Raw genomic sequence first — 16593 nt, 5'->3', positions numbered from 1 at the left:
TTTTTGTTGTTTATAATAAATCTTACAGGCTCAGTGCGCCATGCGCCAGACCTTCAGTGCATCGACGGTTTCAGCTACATCATGCACACGGATAATTTCCGCACCTTGTGCTACCGCAGCAAGCGCGCCGGCAACACTGCCGGCCAGACGCTGCTCGACGGGGCGTCCCGTGACGGCGCCGATCATCGACTTGCGCGACAGGCCGGCCAGCACAGGCAGGTCCAGTTCGCTGCGCAGCTGGCGCGTGGCGCGCAGCAAGGCATAGTTCTGTTCCACCGTCTTGCCGAAGCCAAAGCCGGGATCGACGCACAGGCGTTCGCGGTCGATGCCGGCCGCCGTCATCGTGTCGATGCGTTCGCGCAAGAAGTCGATGACTTCGCGCACCACGTCTTCGTATTGGGGCTGGTCCTGCATGGTTTGCGGCACGCTTTGCATGTGCATGATGCACAGCGCGCAATCGCTGTCCCGCACGGCGTCGATGGCGCCGGTCGCGCGGAAACCGTTGATGTCGTTGATCATGTCGGCGCCCGCCAGGATGGCTTCGCGCATCACTTCCGGCTTGTACGTATCGACGGACAGGGGCTTGCCGCAGTCGCGCAAGGCGTACAGCACCGGCATGACGCGCTGCAACTCATCCTGCAGCGGCAGCGGCGGCGCGCCGGGACGGCTCGATTCGCCGCCGATGTCGATGATGTCGACACCGTCGAGTATCATCTGCTCGGCGCGCGAAATGGCAAACTCCAGGTGTTGATACTGGCCCGCATCGGAAAACGAGTCGGGCGTGATGTTCAGGATGCCCATCACCAGCGCTTGCGTGCCCTGCAGGTTGAAGCCGAAACGGCCGAATTGCAAATAGTGTCGCATGTGAATCTTTGTAGTCGTCAGGAAAATCTGGCGCGCCAACGAAAAAGGGCAAGGATTGCTCCTTACCCTTTTGATTGCGCGCCGCCGGTCGGGGCGGCCGTTATCAGGCTGGTGCCGTCACGTTTGGCGAGATGCCGCCCGTGCCGCTGTCACCGCCCGCATTGCGGCGTGGCGGGATGACTTTCGGTGGACGCGGCTCCAGGCCGGCCATGATGTCGTTGATTTGCTCTGCATCAATGGTTTCCCATTCCAGCAAAGCTTTGGTCATCATTTCGACCTTGTCGCGGTTGCTTTCCAGCAAGGTGCGCGCCAAAGCATATTGCTTGTCGAGAATGTTGCGGATTTCAGCATCGACCTTTTGCTGGGTCGCTTCCGAGATCGTCTTGGTGGCGCCACCGAAGAAACCTTCGTTTTCGCTGTCTTCGTAGACCATCACGCCCATGCTGTCGGACATGCCGAAGCGGGTCACCATGGAACGGGCCAGCTTGGTGGCACGCGAGAAGTCGTTCGACGCACCAGTGGACATTTGTCCCACGAAAATCTCTTCGGCGATACGGCCGCCGAACAGGATGGAAATTTCTTCCAGCATCTTGTCCTTGTAGGCGGACAAGTTGTCGTGTTCCGGCAGCTGCCAGGTCAGGCCCAGGGCCCAGCCGCGCGGCATGATCGTGACTTTATGCACGGGATCAGCCTTCGGCAGCAACTTGGCAACGACGGCATGACCGGACTCATGGTAAGCCGTATTGCGACGCTCTTCCTCGCGGATGATCATCGATTTACGCTCAGGGCCCATGTAGATCTTGTCTTTCGCGTCTTCGAAGTCAGCCATTTCCACCAGGCGCTTGCTGCGGCGTGCGGCGAACAGGGCTGCCTCGTTGACCAGGTTGGCCAGGTCCGCGCCCGAGAAACCGGGGGTACCGCGGGCCAGGATATCGGCTTTCACGTCGGTACCGATAGGTACTTTGCGCATGTGCACGTTCAAGATCTGCTCGCGGCCGCGGATATCGGGCAAGCCGACGGAGACCTGGCGGTCGAAACGGCCTGGACGCAGCAGAGCTTTGTCGAGTACGTCGGCGCGGTTGGTGGCGGCCACGACGATCACGCCGGAGTTCGCTTCAAAACCGTCCATCTCGACCAGCAACTGGTTCAAGGTCTGTTCGCGCTCGTCATTGCCGCCGCCCATGCCGGCGCCGCGGTGACGACCGACAGCGTCGATCTCGTCGATGAAGATGATGCACGGCGAATGCTTTTTCGCGTTTTCAAACATGTCGCGCACGCGGCTGGCGCCCACGCCGACGAACATTTCCACGAAGTCGGAACCGGAAATCGAGAAGAACGGCACCTTGGCTTCGCCGGCGATGGCGCGCGCCAGCAGGGTTTTACCCGTGCCCGGAGGACCGACCATCAGCACGCCGCGGGGAATGCGGCCGCCCAGTTTCTGGAATTTGCTCGGATCCTTGAGGAAGTCGACCACTTCGTTGACTTCTTCTTTCGCTTCGTCGCAACCGGCGACATCGGCGAAGGTGACGGTGTTGCTGGCTTCATCCATCATGCGCGCCTTCGACTTGCCGAACGAGAATGCCCCGCCCTTGCCGCCGCCTTGCATCTGACGCATGAAGAAGACCCAGACGCCGATCAACAGCAGCATGGGGAACCAGGAAACAAAAATAGTTTGCAGGAAGGACGCTTCCTCGGGCGGACGCACATCGAAATGCACGCCATTGTCGCGCAGGTCGCCGATCAGGCCCTTGTCGAGGCTGGTGGCGGTGGTACGCACCTTGGTGTCGTCCATCAGCTTGGCGGTGATCGACGAACCTTCGATCACGACATCCTTGACGCGCTTGGCTTTGACTTCATCCAGCAAATCGGAATAAGCGATGGCCTTGCTGCCGCCTGTGGCGCCATGACTGTCGAATTGCTTGAACAGCATGAACAACAGCAGCAATACGACTACCCAGATGGCAGATTTGGAAAACATGTTATTCACGAAGACTCCTTGGATGCAGTGCGCATCTCTTTACCTATAGCTAGAAACACGATTTTACTCGCAATAAGCGGGCCGTGCCAAAGCCCGCCGATCCGTGCGCGCGAAAAAATCGCGTTCACGCAAAAAAATGCAGTATAAACAATTTAGGCTTTTATGCCATCAGACGCTACTGCACTTCTCGTTCCCATGTGCGGATTCCCGCTTAAATATCAAGGGCGGAATCATCTTCTTCCACGGCATTTTTCAGCGGATTCTTGATTCCACGGCCCATCAGGAAGATTTCCGACGATTTATCGCGGCTGGCCTTGGGCTTTTTCTGCACCACGACCTTGAATTCGGCACGGAATTTCTCCACGATCTGGCTGAAACCCATGTCTTTAAAGCATTTCACCAGCAGCACGCCAGACGGCTTCAGGTGCAATTGCGAAAATTCGATGGCCAGGTCGATCAAGTGCTCCATGCGCGCGGCATCCGCCGTGGCGATGCCCGACAGGTTGGGCGCCATGTCCGACAGGACCAGGTCGACCTTGCGGCCCTGCAACACCACTTCCAGCTGGCGCAGCACGCGCGCTTCGCGGAAGTCGCCCTGGATGAAGTGGAAATCGGCGATCGGTTCCATTTCCAGCATGTCCAGGCCAATCAGGGTACCATTGACCCCGCCGCCGTCCTTGCCGGCCAGCTTGCGCCGCGTGTACTGGGCCCAGCTGCCAGGAGTGCAACCAAGGTCGACAATCACCTGGCCAGGTTTGATCAGTTTCTCGTCTTCATCGATTTCTTTGAGCTTGTATGCTGCCCGGGCGCGGTAGCCCTCTTTTTGCGCCAACTTCACATAAGGATCATTTATGTGGTCGTGCAACCAGTTTTTGTTTAATTTCTTCTTTGCCATTCGCGTAGAATACTGCTTTTAAGGGAATTACTAAATATTATTATGCTAAAACTTACACCCGTAGAGCGCAGCGCACTGCGCGCCGAAGCACACGCGCTGAAGCCTATCGTCATTATTGGCGAAGCGGGCTTGACACCTGCTGTCCTCAAAGAGATCGACCTTGGCCTGGATTCGCACGGCCTGATTAAAGTCCGCGTGTTCGGCGACGACCGCGAAGCGCGCGTCGGAATGTACGATACGATTTGCGGCAATCTCGGCGCCGCCCCGGTACAACATATTGGCAAACTGCTGGTAATCTACCGTCCGAAAAAAGAAGTGGTTAAGGAGAAGGTCAGCGCCGGCAAAGGCATGCGCGAAGTGACCATCGTCAAGGCCAGCGCCAGCGGCACCAAGCGCCCGAGCGTGACGAAAGTCATGATCAAGGGCAATGAGCGCGTTACCGAAGGCGGTTCCATCAAGCGTGCCAAGCCACGTCAGAAAAGCGCCAAGAAAAGCGCACTGGGCAGCAAGTAAGCCTGTTCACCCGGCAACCGCAAGGCGGCCGGGCTTGAAACAAGAAGCGGAGCACGGGATATTCCCTGCTCCGCTTTTTTATTGCTATTACGATATTCACACGCCGGCGATTGTCGGATTACGCGTGGCCTGCGGCCTCGCTAATCCGACCTACGTATGTCATGTAGGTCGGATTAGCGCGCAGCGCGTAATCCAACAACACCCGAGGCGATTACTGCTGCTTCCAGATCAGCACGCCCGCCAGCAAGCTCTGCACGGCAAAGATCACGGTCGACACGCCATGCAGCATGCCGAAGCGGCTGCGCATGGCCTCGTCCATGATGCCGGAGGAACCCTGCGCCTGCGCCTTGAGTTCAGCCATCAGGGGCGAAATGCCGAAATGGCTGAGCAATGCGCACACCAGCATCGACAGCACCAGCGCGCCCAGCAGGCGCCGGCGCTTCAGTTCCAGCGCGCCGGGAGCCCATTGCAGCAAGGCCAGCAGCACCAGCGCACAGGCGATGGACAGCCAGGCCTCGGCGCGGAACATGCTGCCGGCAATATTGCCTGCCAGTACGCGGTCGCTCAGGGTGCCAAACAGGGTCGGCGCCACGATGAAGCCGATGGTCCACAGGCTGCCGGCCCACAGGGTGGCAACGAGGATGCGCACGCGGCCCAGCATCAGATGTACAGTACTTCCAGGATTTCGTATTCGCGCGGGCCGGACGGCGCCTGCACTTCCACCACGTCGCCGGCGTACTTGCCGATCAGCGCGCGGGCGATCGGGGACGTCACGGAAACCTTGTTCATTTTCAGGTCGGCTTCATCGAGGCCGACGATCTGGTACGTGACTTTCTGGCCCGATTCCAGGTCTTCCAGGTTCACGGTCGAGGCAAACACCACGCGGCCTTCCGCGTCGAGCGCGGTCGGGTCGATGATTTGCGCTGCACCCAGCTTGCCTTCGAGTTCGGCGATGCGGCCTTCGACGAAGGCCTGGCGTTCCTTGGCGGCATCGTACTCGGCGTTTTCCGACAAATCTCCGTGCGAACGCGCTTCGGCGATCGCATCGATGACGATGCGGCGTTCCTTGGTCTTCAAATGATGCAGCTCTTCTTTCAAGAGTTCTGCGCCGTATTTGGTCAATGGGACTGAGGTCATGTTATCTCTACTATCTGCTAGTTATCGGCGCCGTTGTCCGTGTTTTGCCACGGTTAACGGACTTACCAAGTGAAAACCACAGAGGCCGCGCGCTGCTCTGCACGGAACTCTGTGGTTGATAAGCATGCAGTGTACCGCCTAACGGCGGCCACTGCAAACGCACTTAGTTCAAGGTCTTGTGCAGGCCTTGCAAATCGTACACACGCAGCTCATCCAGGTGGCGGATGCCTTCGACGGCCGCTTCCGCGCCCGCGATAGTGGTGTAGGTCGTCACGCGCGACGCCAGGGCCGACGTGCGGATGGCCCGCGAATCGACGATGGCGCTGCGCTTTTCTTCCACGGTGTTGATCACCAGCACGATTTCATGGTTCTTGATCATGTCGACCACGTGCGGACGACCTTCGATCACCTTGTTCACTGGCGTGACGGCGATGCCGGCAGCAGCGATCACGGCGGCGGTACCCTTGGTGGCGACCACGGTGAAGCCGGACTCGACCAAGTCACGCGCCACTTGCACGGCGCGCGGCTTGTCCGACGCTTTCACGCTGATGAAGACCTTGCCCGATTTTGGCAGGTTCACGCCGGCGCCCAGTTGCGATTTCACAAACGCTTCGCCGAACGTCAGGCCCACGCCCATGACTTCGCCCGTCGATTTCATTTCAGGGCCCAGGATGGTGTCTACGCCAGGGAACTTGACGAACGGGAACACAGCTTCCTTGACGCTGAAGTACGGCGGCACGACTTCCTGCGTGATGCCTTGCGACGCCAGCGACTGGCCCACCATGCAGCGCGCGGCGATCTTCGCCAGTTGCAGACCGGTGGCTTTCGAGACGAAAGGCACGGTGCGTGAAGCGCGTGGATTGACTTCCAGCACGAAGACGACGTCTTTCATTTCGCCGTCGATCTCTTGCTTCTGGATCGCGAACTGCACGTTCATCAGGCCGACCACGTTCAAGCCCTTGGCCATCAGCGCCGTCTGGCGCTTCAGTTCTTCAATGGTTTCCGGCGCCAGCGAATATGGTGGCAACGAGCAAGCCGAGTCGCCCGAGTGGACGCCAGCCTGTTCGATGTGCTCCATCACGCCGCCGATGAACGTCGTTTCGCCGTCGGAGATGCAATCGACGTCGCACTCGATGGCGTCGTTCAGGAAGCGGTCCAGCAGCACCGGCGAATCGTGCGAGACCTTGACGGCTTCGCGCATGTAGCGTTCGAGGTCGCGTTGCTCGTGGACGATTTCCATGGCGCGGCCGCCCAGCACGTACGAAGGACGCACGACCAGCGGGTAGCCGATTTCCTGTGCCAGCGCCAGGGCGTCGGCTTCCGTGCGCGCGGTGCGGTTAGGCGGCTGGCGCAGTTCCAGCTTGTGCAGCATTTGCTGGAAACGCTCGCGGTCTTCGGCCGCATCGATCATGTCGGGCGACGTGCCGATGATAGGCACGCCATTCGCTTCCAGGTCCAGCGCCAGTTTCAATGGCGTCTGGCCGCCGTACTGCACGATCACGCCTACCGGTTTTTCGATGGCGACGATTTCCAGCACGTCTTCCAGGGTCAAGGATTCGAAATACAGGCGGTCCGAGGTATCGTAGTCGGTTGAAACCGTTTCTGGGTTGCAATTGACCATGATGGTTTCGTAGCCGTCTTCGCGCATGGCGAGGGCCGCGTGGACGCAGCAATAGTCAAACTCGATACCCTGGCCGATACGGTTCGGGCCACCGCCCAGCACCATGATCTTTTTCTTGTCGGTCGGATTCGATTCGCACTCTTCGTCGTACGTGGAATACATGTACGCCGTGTCGGTCGAAAATTCCGCTGCGCAGGTGTCGACGCGCTTGTAGACGGGACGGATATTCAGCGCATGGCGCTGCTGGCGCACGGCCGTGTCGGTCGTCTGCAGCAGGAAGCCCAGGCGGCGGTCCGAGAAGCCCTTCTGTTTCAACTTGTACAGGGTGTTCTTGTCCAGGTTTTCCAGCTTCTGCGTGTCCAGCCACAGTTCCAGGTCGACGATTTCCTTGATCTGGATCAGGAACCATGGGTCGATCTTGGTGAGTTGGTGCACTTCTTCCAGGGTGAAACCCTGGGCAAACGCGTCGCCCACGTACCAGATGCGCTCAGGACCAGGCTCGCCCAGCTCTTCTTCGATCTTTTCGCGGTCCTTGGTCTTTTCATTCATGCCATCCACGCCCACTTCCAGGCCGCGCAAGGCTTTCTGGAACGATTCCTGGAAGGTACGGCCGATGGCCATCACTTCGCCGACGGATTTCATCTGCGTCGTCAGGTGGTGGTCGGCGGTCGGGAATTTCTCGAACGTGAAACGGGGAATCTTCGTGACGACGTAATCGATCGACGGCTCGAACGATGCCGGCGTGGCGCCGCCCGTGATTTCATTGCGCAGCTCGTCCAGGGTGAAACCGACGGCCAGCTTGGCGGCGATCTTGGCAATCGGGAAACCAGTCGCTTTCGATGCCAGGGCCGACGAACGCGATACGCGCGGGTTCATCTCGATGACGATCATGCGGCCATCGACGGGGTTGATCGAGAATTGCACGTTCGAGCCGCCGGTGTCGACGCCGATCTCGCGCAGCACTGCCAAGGAGGCATTGCGCATGATCTGGTATTCCTTGTCCGTCAGCGTTTGCGCTGGCGCCACCGTGATGGAGTCGCCCGTGTGCACGCCCATCGGGTCGAGGTTTTCGATCGAGCAGATGATGATGCAGTTGTCCGCCTTGTCGCGCACCACTTCCATCTCGTACTCTTTCCAGCCCAGCAACGATTCTTCGATCAGCAACTCTTTCGTCGGCGACGCTTCCAGGCCGCGCTTGCAGATGGTTTCGAATTCTTCTTCGTTGTAGGCGATGCCGCCGCCGGAACCGCCCATGGTGAACGATGGACGGATGATGGTCGGGAAGCCCAGCGTGCGCTGCACGGCCCACGATTCTTCCATCGAGTGCGCCACGCCGGAGCGTGCCGAACCGAGGCCGATCTTGGTCATCGCGTCCTTGAACTTGGAACGGTCTTCCGCCTTGTCGATGGCTTCCGGCGATGCGCCGATCAGTTCGACGTTGTATTTTGCCAGCACGCCATTGTTGAACAGGTCCAGCGCGCAGTTCAGCGCCGTCTGGCCGCCCATCGTCGGCAGGATCGCGTCAGGACGCTCCTTGGCGATGATGCGTTCAACGACCGACCAGGTGATCGGTTCGATATAGGTCACGTCGGCCATTTCCGGATCCGTCATGATGGTCGCAGGATTGCTGTTGACCAGGATGACTTTGTAGCCCTCTTCGCGCAGGGCCTTGCACGCTTGCGCGCCGGAATAATCGAATTCGCAGGCCTGGCCGATCACGATCGGGCCAGCGCCAATAATCAGAATACTTTTAATATCTAAACGTTTAGGCATTTTTCTTTTTCTCCTCCGCAGCCATCAAGTTGATGAAGCGGTCAAACAGGTAAGCAACATCCATCGGGCCCGGCGACGCTTCAGGGTGGCCCTGGAAGCAGAAGGCCGGCTTGTCCGTGCGGGCAAAGCCCTGCAGGGAGCCGTCGAACAGCGATTCATGGGTCACGCGGCAATTCGCGGGCAAGGTTGCCGCGTCGACGGCGAAACCGTGGTTTTGCGAAGTGATCAAGACCTGTTTCGTTTCCAGGTCCTGCACCGGGTGGTTGGCGCCGTGGTGGCCGAACTTCATCTTCAAGGTTTTCGCGCCGGAAGCGATCGCCATGATCTGGTGACCGAGGCAGATGCCGAAGGTCGGGATGCCCTTTTCGATCAGTTCCTTGGTTGCCGCGATGGCGTAGTCGCACGGCTCCGGATCGCCGGGACCGTTCGACAGGAAGATGCCGTCCGGATTCAGCGCCAGGGCGTCGGCGGCCGTCGCTTGCGCGGGCAGCACGGTGACTTTGCAGCCGCGTGCCGTCAGCATGCGCAGGATGTTGCGCTTGACGCCGTAGTCGAAGGCGACTACGTGGTATTTCGCGTCGGCATCGGCCAGCTGGCCATAGCCTTCACCGAGCGTCCATTCCGTTTCGCGGTATTCGTAGGCGTCCTTGCTCGACACCACCTTGGCCAGGTCCATGCCGGCCAGGCCGGGGAAGGAGCGGGCCAGTTCCAGCGCTTGCGCGGCGGATGGCTCGTTGCCTTGCGTGCCGACGAGGATGGCGCCGCCCTGCGCACCTTTTTCACGCAGGATGCGCGTGAGCTTGCGTGTATCGATGCCGGCGATGGCGACGATATTTTCAGCTTTGAGGTAGTCGGACAGGGAAAGGGTGGAACGGAAATTGGATGCCAGCAAAGGCAGATCGCGGATGATGAGGCCAGCGGCGTGTACCTTGGAAGATTCGACGTCTTCCGGATTGACGCCCGTATTGCCGATATGCGGATAGGTCAGGGTGACCATCTGGCGGCAATAGCTTGGGTCGGTAAGGATTTCCTGATACCCGGTCATGGAGGTATTGAAAACAACCTCGCCCGTGGTATGACCGGCGGCACCGATCGAAAAACCTTTAAAGATCGTTCCATCAGCAAGCGCTAATATGGCTGGAACGGCAGGGCCAGAAAAAAATGGCGGCAAGGGCAACTCCTGATAAAGTTACCGTAGCTGCGCCACGTCAGACCGACCGCCTAATTACCCGAGCCAGATGCACTCAGGGTGTTTCAACGGTCATTTTGAATGAGGGGATGGGTAGTCGCTACGGTATATGTGTGATTGGCTAAACCTTTGAATTATAACCAAAAGGAAGCTTTTCCACAAGGAAGAAAATTCAGAATCGGCGGCATTTTTTTGCATGGCAACATAAAAACTGCGCCCCATGAAAAAAGCCGCCCGGCTTGCGCGGGGCGGCTTGTTCTACAATTGCGGCTACTACTTAGGCGGTGAGCGCAGCAATGCCTGCTTTGGCGATTTGCGCATCTTCCGCCGACTTCACGCCCGAGACGCCGACGGCGCCCACGTAGTGACCGTCGAACACGATGGGCACGCCGCCTTCGAGCAAGCCGTCGATTTCCGGTGCGCTCAGGAACGACACGCGGCCGCCATTGATCATCTCTTCATAGATGCGCGATTCGCGGCGGCCCAGCGCGGCCGTCTTGGCTTTCGATGGGGCAATGTGCGACGAGATCGGCGCCACGCCATCCATGCGCTGCAGCCACAGCAGGTGGCCGCCGTCGTCGACGATGGCGATCGTGACCGCCCAGTTATTCTTGACCGCTTCCGCTTCGGCGGCGGCAGCGATTTTCTTTACGTCATCCAGGGTCAAAATCGGTTTCGATTGCATGGTGCATCCTTGTTATGTTGAATCAAAATTGTATACGAAATGCGCGACGGCGCTACCCCCTACTGCTCGCGCTTGGCTTTCAGCTTTTGCTTGAGCTGCGCCATGACGGCAAAGGTCGCCTGCTCGCCCGCCAGGATCGCCTGGTTGCGGCTGTTGAAATCGTTGCCCTTCATGGTGCCCAGGCTGGGCTGGATCACCACGTCCGCATCCTTGAGCTCGAACTGGTTGATGCGCTGGCCCATGATGGCGAAGGTCTGCATCAGCACTTCCATCGAGCTGATGGCCTTCTGGGTATCCGTTTGCGACGAAATATTCACGGCGATGATGAAATCGGCGCCCATGTCGCGCGCAAAGCGCACGGGTACGGGAGCGACGAGGCCGCCATCGACATAGGTGTGGCCGGCAATCGTCACAGGCTGGAACACGCCGGGCACGGCCGACGAGGCGCGCACGGCCATGCCGGTGTTACCGCGCTGGAACAGGATCGGCTGGCCATTTTTCAAATCGGTCGCCACCACGCCGAAGGGAATCTTCAGCTTTTCCAGCGGCACGCCGCCCACGGCCTTGTTGACATAGCTTTGCAGCGCTTCGCCTTTCAGCACGCCGGACGACTTGCCGAACAGGGGCAAGGCCCAGTCGGAAATGGCCGCCTCGTCCATGTCGAACGCCATCTTTTGCAGGGCAAAGCCGGAATTGCCTGCCGCATACATGGCGCCCACCACGCTGCCGGCGCTGGTGCCGGTGACGATGTCGGCGTTGATGCCCTGCGATTCGAGCGCCTTGATCACGCCGATATGCGCGAAACCGCGCGCCGCGCCACCGCCCAGCGCCAGGCCGATCTTGATCTTGCGCGGCGTGACGACGATGGGTTCGGGTGGCGTCAATACTTGAACGGGTTTCGGGGCGGTGGTATCGCAGCCGGCCAGCGCAAAGGCGGCCAGGGCAAGCAGGGTCAGGCGTTTAGGGAACATGTGGAGAGGGGGAACCGCGCGCGGCAGTGGCAATAAAGGAGAGCCGATTGTAGCGCAAGCGGGGCTGCCTGCACTGAAGGCTGTCTTAAATGTTTATGCTGGCAATGTTCGTGCGCGCCGCCTCATCCAGCGGACCACTGCTAGACTGGCGCCTGGTTTTTACTTTCCTCCAATCAATATGTCAGAACACCAATTTGCCGACAGCCGCGCCCTGAGCGAACCATTTACGCAACAGCTATCGCAGCAGCAGCCCGATGGCGCCCTCGCCTGGCTGACCGCCATCCTCGCCACGCAGGCACCCGCGCTGCGCTCGTCGAACGCCATCTTGCTGGCCTACACAGGCAATCCGGCCGCCCTCGCCTGGATCGAGACCAATGTCGGCTCGCCCGTGGCGGGACAATGGGGCGTGGCGGCAGCGCTGCTGGGCACGCCGTGGCCACGCATCCTGGACTGGCTGCAGCGCGGCGGCGCGCACCGGCTGATGGCGCTTGATACCCTGCTCGCCTACCGCAAGCCGGCCGTCAACATGTCGCCGCTGGAACAGATCGCCGCCCCCGTGCTGCCGCAGGCGCCCGCGCGCGCCGACCTCGACGCCGCGCTGGCCGCCTGCCTGGCCGCCTCCGCGACGCCGCGCATCCAGGCGGCCGTCAACTCGATCCAGCAGCATGCGGATGACATCCTGCGCGGCGGCCCACGCGGCGTGGCCGTGGCCGACTTGCCGCGCCTGTATCTGGACCCGGCGCCGTTCAAGGATGCGCCCGCCATCCTGGCGCAGCACGAAACGGTGGCCGCCGGCATGCGGCAAAACCTGCAGAACTTGCTCAAGGGAATACTGTGAGCAGGCAAGCCCTTGTCACGATCGACTTGAGCGATATCAATTCGCCGCGCCAGCTGCATGCGGCGCTGGCCGCCGCGCTGGGTTTTCCTTCCTTCTACGGCATGAACTGGGATGCGTTCTGGGATGCCGTCACGGGCCTGGTGGACATGCCGCAACAACTGGAGCTGCGCGGCTGGCGAGCCTTCGCCGCACGGCTGCCGCACGATGCGGCCATCCTGCAGCGCATCCTGGCGCGCATGGCGCAGGAAATGCCGGACCTGGCCGCGCAAGTGCATTACGCTTGACACAACGTGACGCCAGGAAACGCTTGACAGCCCGCCCCAACCTCCCTTACATTAAGTGCATGTCCTCCTTCAAACATCCATCCCCTTCCCTGCTGTCGCTATCGCGACTACACCTAGCACGCGCATAAGTTTGCCGCATTGCTTCGCCTGGCCACACGCCGGCGTGTTTCAAAAACCCTGGAAGGTTTGATGATGTTTGCACCATCCCCATTCGTACACGTAGTTCCCCCTGCGACCGCCCCCGCTGGCATCGTCGCTGCACTGCTATCGCTACCGATCGCTTGCCTGGCCTAGTGTTGCGTGGCCGCCCGGCAAGCTTGCGCCACAACCATTGATTTCCCCCTATCTTCAGGAGTACCCGATCATGATGTTGCAAAACCCAGCTTCCAAATACCGCGCCTTTCCTCCCGTCAAATTGACCGACCGTCAATGGCCGAACCAGATCATCAGCAAACCGCCTATCTGGATGAGCACCGACTTGCGCGACGGCAACCAGTCGCTGATCGAGCCGATGAGCGCGGAAAAGAAGCTGCGGTTCTTCGAGATGCTGATCGCCATCGGCCTCAAGGAAATCGAGGTGGGCTTCCCATCGGCATCACAAACGGATTTCGATTTCGTGCGCAAGCTCGTCGATGAGGGCCGCATCCCGGACGACGTCACCATCATCGTGCTGACCCAGTCGCGCGAAGAATTGATACGCCGCACGGTGGAATCCGTCGTCGGCGCCAAGCGCGCCATCGTCCACCTGTACAACTCCGTGGCGCCCGTGTTCCGCAAAGTCGTGTTCGGCATGTCGCGCGAGGAAATCACGAATATCGCCACCACCGGTACCACCCTGGTAAAACAGCTGGTGGCGCAGCATCCGGAAACGGAATGGGGTTTCGAATACACACCGGAATCGTTTTCCACCACGGAACTCGATTTCTCCAAGCATATCTGCGACGCCGTCAGCGCCATCTGGAAGCCGACGCCGGCCAACAAGATGATCATCAACCTGCCATCGACCGTGGAATGCAGCACGCCCAACGTGTACGCGGACCAGATCGAATGGATGTCGCGCAAACTGGCGCGCCGCGATTCCATCATCATCAGCGTGCATCCGCATAACGACCGCGGCACGGCCGTCGCGTCGGCCGAGCTGGCCGTGATGGCGGGCGCCGACCGCGTGGAAGGCTGCTTGTTCGGCAATGGCGAGCGCACGGGCAACGTCGACCTGGTGACTTTGGCGATGAACCTGTACACGCAGGGCGTGCATCCGGGCCTCGATTTCTCCGACATCGATACCGTGCGCAAGTGCGTGGAAGAGTGCAACCAGCTGCCCGTCCACCCGCGCCACCCGTATGCGGGCGACCTGGTGTTTACGGCATTCTCCGGCTCGCACCAGGATGCAATCAAGAAAGGTTTCGCCAAGCAACAACCGGACAGCATCTGGGAAGTGCCGTACTTGCCGATCGACCCGGCCGACCTGGGCCGCAGCTATGACGCCGTGATCCGCGTCAACAGCCAGTCCGGCAAGGGCGGCATGGCGTACTTGCTGGAACAGGAATACGGCCTGGTCTTGCCGCGCCGCCTGCAGATCGAATTCTCGCGCGCCGTGCAAGCCGTGGCCGACGCCACGGGCCGCGAAATCGCCGCGCAGGATATCCATGAAATCTTCCAGAAGGAATATCTGGAGCAGACGGCGCCATACGCCTACGCTTCGCACCGCATGGTGGAAGACACGAGCAGCGACGAATCCGTGCAGATCGACATCAGCCTGTCGCACCGCCAGACGCCATTGGCCCTGCAAGGCGGCGGCAACGGCCCCATCGATGCCTTCGTCAACGCCCTCGGTCTCGACATCAAGCTGATGGACTACCATGAGCACTCGATCGGCTCCGGCGCCAACGCGCAAGCGGCTTGCTACGTGGAGTTGCGCCTCGACAATGGCCCTACCCTGTTCGGCGCCGCCATCGACAGCAATATCGTCACCGCCTCGTTCAAGGCTGTCTTGTCGGCCGTGAACCGCCGCATCAAGCAGACGGACGCCGAAAAAACAACAGAGGCCGACGTGGCTGCCAACGCCGCCTGAGCACGGCCAGGGCATCCCTCATAGGGAGAAAAAGCGGTACGGCTTGATCGCCGTGCCGCCTTTTCATTTCTATTGGGCAATTAGTAGTGCAAATCAGGTATCACCAACCGTATAATCGTTGCATAACAAGACCACCGGAGACAGATCATTAGCTACCGAGGGAATCAGTATGAAATTGACGGATATGAAGATAGGCGTGCGCCTGGGCGCCGGTTTTGGCGTGGTGCTGCTACTGATGGCAGTGCTGGTAGGCACGGGCCTTTTCCGGCTCGACAAGATCGGCGCGCTTAGCGAAGCCATCATCGAGAAAGACTGGGCCAAGGCCGACGCCATCGCCACCATCCGCAGCACCACGCGTTCGAACGCGGCACTGGTGCTGGAACTGTTCATCCATGAAGATCCGGCCCGCGCCAACGCCATCCACGGCGAAATCGATGCCAACAAGGCCACCATCACCGATGCGCTGGTCGTGCTCGACCGCCTGATCGTGCTGCCTGAAGGCAAGGAATTGCTGGCCACCCTGAAGCAGCAGCGCAAGGCCTATGTCGTGTCGTTCAGCCAGGCCGACAAGCTGCTGGTGGCGGGACAGCGCGCGGAAGCGGCCGTGCATGTGCGCGACGACACCCTGCCCGCCCTGAACCAGTTGCAAAAGACGGTGAACCGCCTGAATGAAATCCAGCGCGGGGTGGTCGTGCATGGCGGCCAGCAAATCAAGCAGAATATTTCCGCAGCGAATGTGCTGATGGCCAGCCTGGGCACGGCCGCCCTGCTGCTGGGCGTGCTCTTTGCCTGGCGCGTCACGCGCTCGATCACCACGCCCATCGCCTATGCCTTGCGCGTGGCGCAAGCCGTGGCCGCAGGCGACCTGAGCAGCAAAATCGTGGCCGAAGGCAAGGATGAAGCGGGCCAGCTGCTGCAGGCGTTGCGCGACATGAACGCCAACCTGGCCACCCTGGTGGGGCAGGTGCGCGGCGGCACGGGCACGATAGCCGTGGCGTCGAGCCAGATCGCCAGCGGCAATGCCGACCTGTCGGCCCGCACGGAAGCGCAAGCCAGCGCGCTGGAAGAGACGGCCTCGTCGATGATCGAACTGACGGGCACCGTGCGCAGCAACAGCGACAATGCACGCCAGGCCGACAGCCTAGCCCGCTCGGCATCGGCCATCGCCCAGCGCGGCGGCTCGGCCATGGCGGAAGTGATCGGCACCATGGATGCCATCAATGCATCGTCGCGCAAGATCGTCGACATCATCGCCGTCATCGACGGCATCGCCTTCCAGACGAATATCCTGGCACTGAACGCGGCGGTGGAAGCGGCGCGCGCAGGTGAGCAAGGCCGCGGCTTTGCCGTGGTGGCGTCCGAAGTGCGCAACCTGGCACAACGCTCGGCGGCGGCGGCGAAGGAAATCAAGGAACTGATCGCCGACTCCGTCAACAGGGTCGGCCAGGGTGCGCAACTGGTCAGCCAGGCGGGCGCCACGATGGATGAAGTAGTGGCCAGCGTGGGCCGGGTCAGCGCCATCGTCGGTGAAATCAGCGTTGCCAACCACGAGCAGAGCGAAGGCATCGAGCAAATCAATGCGGCCATCATGCAGATGGACCAGACGACGCAGCAAAACGCGGCCCTCGTCGAGGAAGCGGCCGCGGCGGCGGCGGCCATGCATGAACAGGCGGGCGAACTGGAAACCCTCGTCAGCCAGTTCAAGCTGGAACAGAACACTGCCGCCAAGGCGCCGCCCCGCCCTGACGCAGCCGCCGTCCCGCGCCTGCACTAA

At 60.6% G+C, this 16593-nt stretch carries 14 protein-coding genes; 5 read left to right on the top strand and 9 right to left on the bottom strand.

Annotated features, from left to right (window positions below; genetic code table 11):
- Positions 1-30: 30 nt before the first annotated feature.
- From folP to O3297_RS03640, 3 genes are all read right to left on the bottom strand, one after another.
- On the bottom strand, positions 31-864 hold the full coding sequence (folP, locus tag O3297_RS03650) for a dihydropteroate synthase (protein ID WP_070279803.1): 834 nt from the start codon (positions 862-864) through the stop codon (positions 31-33).
- Positions 865-967: 103 nt separating this feature from the next.
- On the bottom strand, positions 968-2851 hold the full coding sequence (ftsH, locus tag O3297_RS03645; protein WP_034786027.1) for an ATP-dependent zinc metalloprotease FtsH: 1884 nt from the start codon (positions 2849-2851) through the stop codon (positions 968-970).
- Positions 2852-3053: 202 nt separating this feature from the next.
- Positions 3054-3737 (bottom strand): RlmE family RNA methyltransferase, encoded by a 684-nt coding sequence (locus O3297_RS03640; RefSeq protein ID WP_034757436.1) that lies wholly within the window; start codon positions 3735-3737, stop codon positions 3054-3056.
- A gap of 42 nt (positions 3738-3779) precedes the next feature.
- On the opposite strand from O3297_RS03640, the gene O3297_RS03635 reads away from it, so the two are divergent.
- A complete protein-coding gene (locus O3297_RS03635; RefSeq protein ID WP_010397237.1) occupies positions 3780-4250 on the top strand; it encodes a YhbY family RNA-binding protein in 471 nt (156 codons plus the stop codon).
- A 211-nt stretch (positions 4251-4461) separates the two neighbouring features.
- Here the strand turns inward: O3297_RS03635 and O3297_RS03630 are convergent, their stop codons facing one another.
- The 6 genes from O3297_RS03630 to O3297_RS03605 all read right to left on the bottom strand — a co-directional run bounded on the left by O3297_RS03630 (position 4462) and on the right by O3297_RS03605 (position 11626).
- Entirely contained in the window at positions 4462-4911 is a 450-nt protein-coding gene (locus tag O3297_RS03630) for a DUF4149 domain-containing protein (RefSeq protein ID WP_305047779.1), read from the bottom strand.
- Positions 4911-5387, bottom strand: a complete 477-nt coding sequence (greA, locus tag O3297_RS03625) for a transcription elongation factor GreA (protein WP_034757428.1) — start codon at positions 5385-5387, stop codon at positions 4911-4913. The genes O3297_RS03630 and greA overlap by 1 nt, the downstream gene beginning before the upstream one ends.
- A 163-nt stretch (positions 5388-5550) precedes the next feature.
- Complete coding sequence (carB, locus tag O3297_RS03620) at positions 5551-8781, bottom strand: carbamoyl-phosphate synthase large subunit (protein WP_034786033.1); 3231 nt, start codon at positions 8779-8781, stop codon at positions 5551-5553.
- On the bottom strand, positions 8774-9952 hold the full coding sequence (carA, locus tag O3297_RS03615) for a glutamine-hydrolyzing carbamoyl-phosphate synthase small subunit (RefSeq protein ID WP_092610630.1): 1179 nt from the start codon (positions 9950-9952) through the stop codon (positions 8774-8776). The genes carB and carA overlap by 8 nt, the downstream gene beginning before the upstream one ends.
- A 295-nt stretch (positions 9953-10247) precedes the next feature.
- Positions 10248-10655: a heme-binding protein gene (locus O3297_RS03610; protein ID WP_034786036.1), complete on the bottom strand. Its 408-nt coding sequence runs from the start codon at positions 10653-10655 to the stop codon at positions 10248-10250.
- A 59-nt stretch (positions 10656-10714) separates the two neighbouring features.
- The gene (locus O3297_RS03605; RefSeq protein ID WP_230522079.1) at positions 10715-11626 is read right to left on the bottom strand and encodes a patatin-like phospholipase family protein; all 912 of its coding nucleotides are present in this window, start codon (positions 11624-11626) and stop codon (positions 10715-10717) included.
- A 178-nt stretch (positions 11627-11804) separates the two neighbouring features.
- Here O3297_RS03605 and O3297_RS03600 point away from each other — a divergent pair, with 178 nt between their 5' ends.
- From O3297_RS03600 to O3297_RS03585, 4 genes are all read left to right on the top strand, one after another.
- Entirely contained in the window at positions 11805-12464 is a 660-nt protein-coding gene (locus O3297_RS03600; protein WP_305047778.1) for a hypothetical protein, read from the top strand.
- On the top strand, positions 12461-12748 hold the full coding sequence (locus O3297_RS03595) for a barstar family protein (protein WP_305047777.1): 288 nt from the start codon (positions 12461-12463) through the stop codon (positions 12746-12748). Before O3297_RS03600 ends, O3297_RS03595 begins: the two co-directional genes overlap by 4 nt.
- Positions 12749-13112: 364 nt before the next feature.
- Positions 13113-14819, top strand: coding sequence for a 2-isopropylmalate synthase (leuA, locus tag O3297_RS03590; protein WP_034786041.1), 1707 nt, complete (start codon positions 13113-13115; stop codon positions 14817-14819).
- Between the two features lie 169 nt (positions 14820-14988).
- On the top strand, positions 14989-16593 hold the full coding sequence (locus tag O3297_RS03585) for a methyl-accepting chemotaxis protein (protein WP_305047776.1): 1605 nt from the start codon (positions 14989-14991) through the stop codon (positions 16591-16593).

The organism is Janthinobacterium sp. SUN128 (assembly GCF_030587275.1).
Classification (GTDB): Bacteria; Pseudomonadota; Gammaproteobacteria; order Burkholderiales; family Burkholderiaceae_D; genus Janthinobacterium; species Janthinobacterium lividum.
This window is presented reverse-complemented; position numbering and strand designations above follow the sequence as displayed.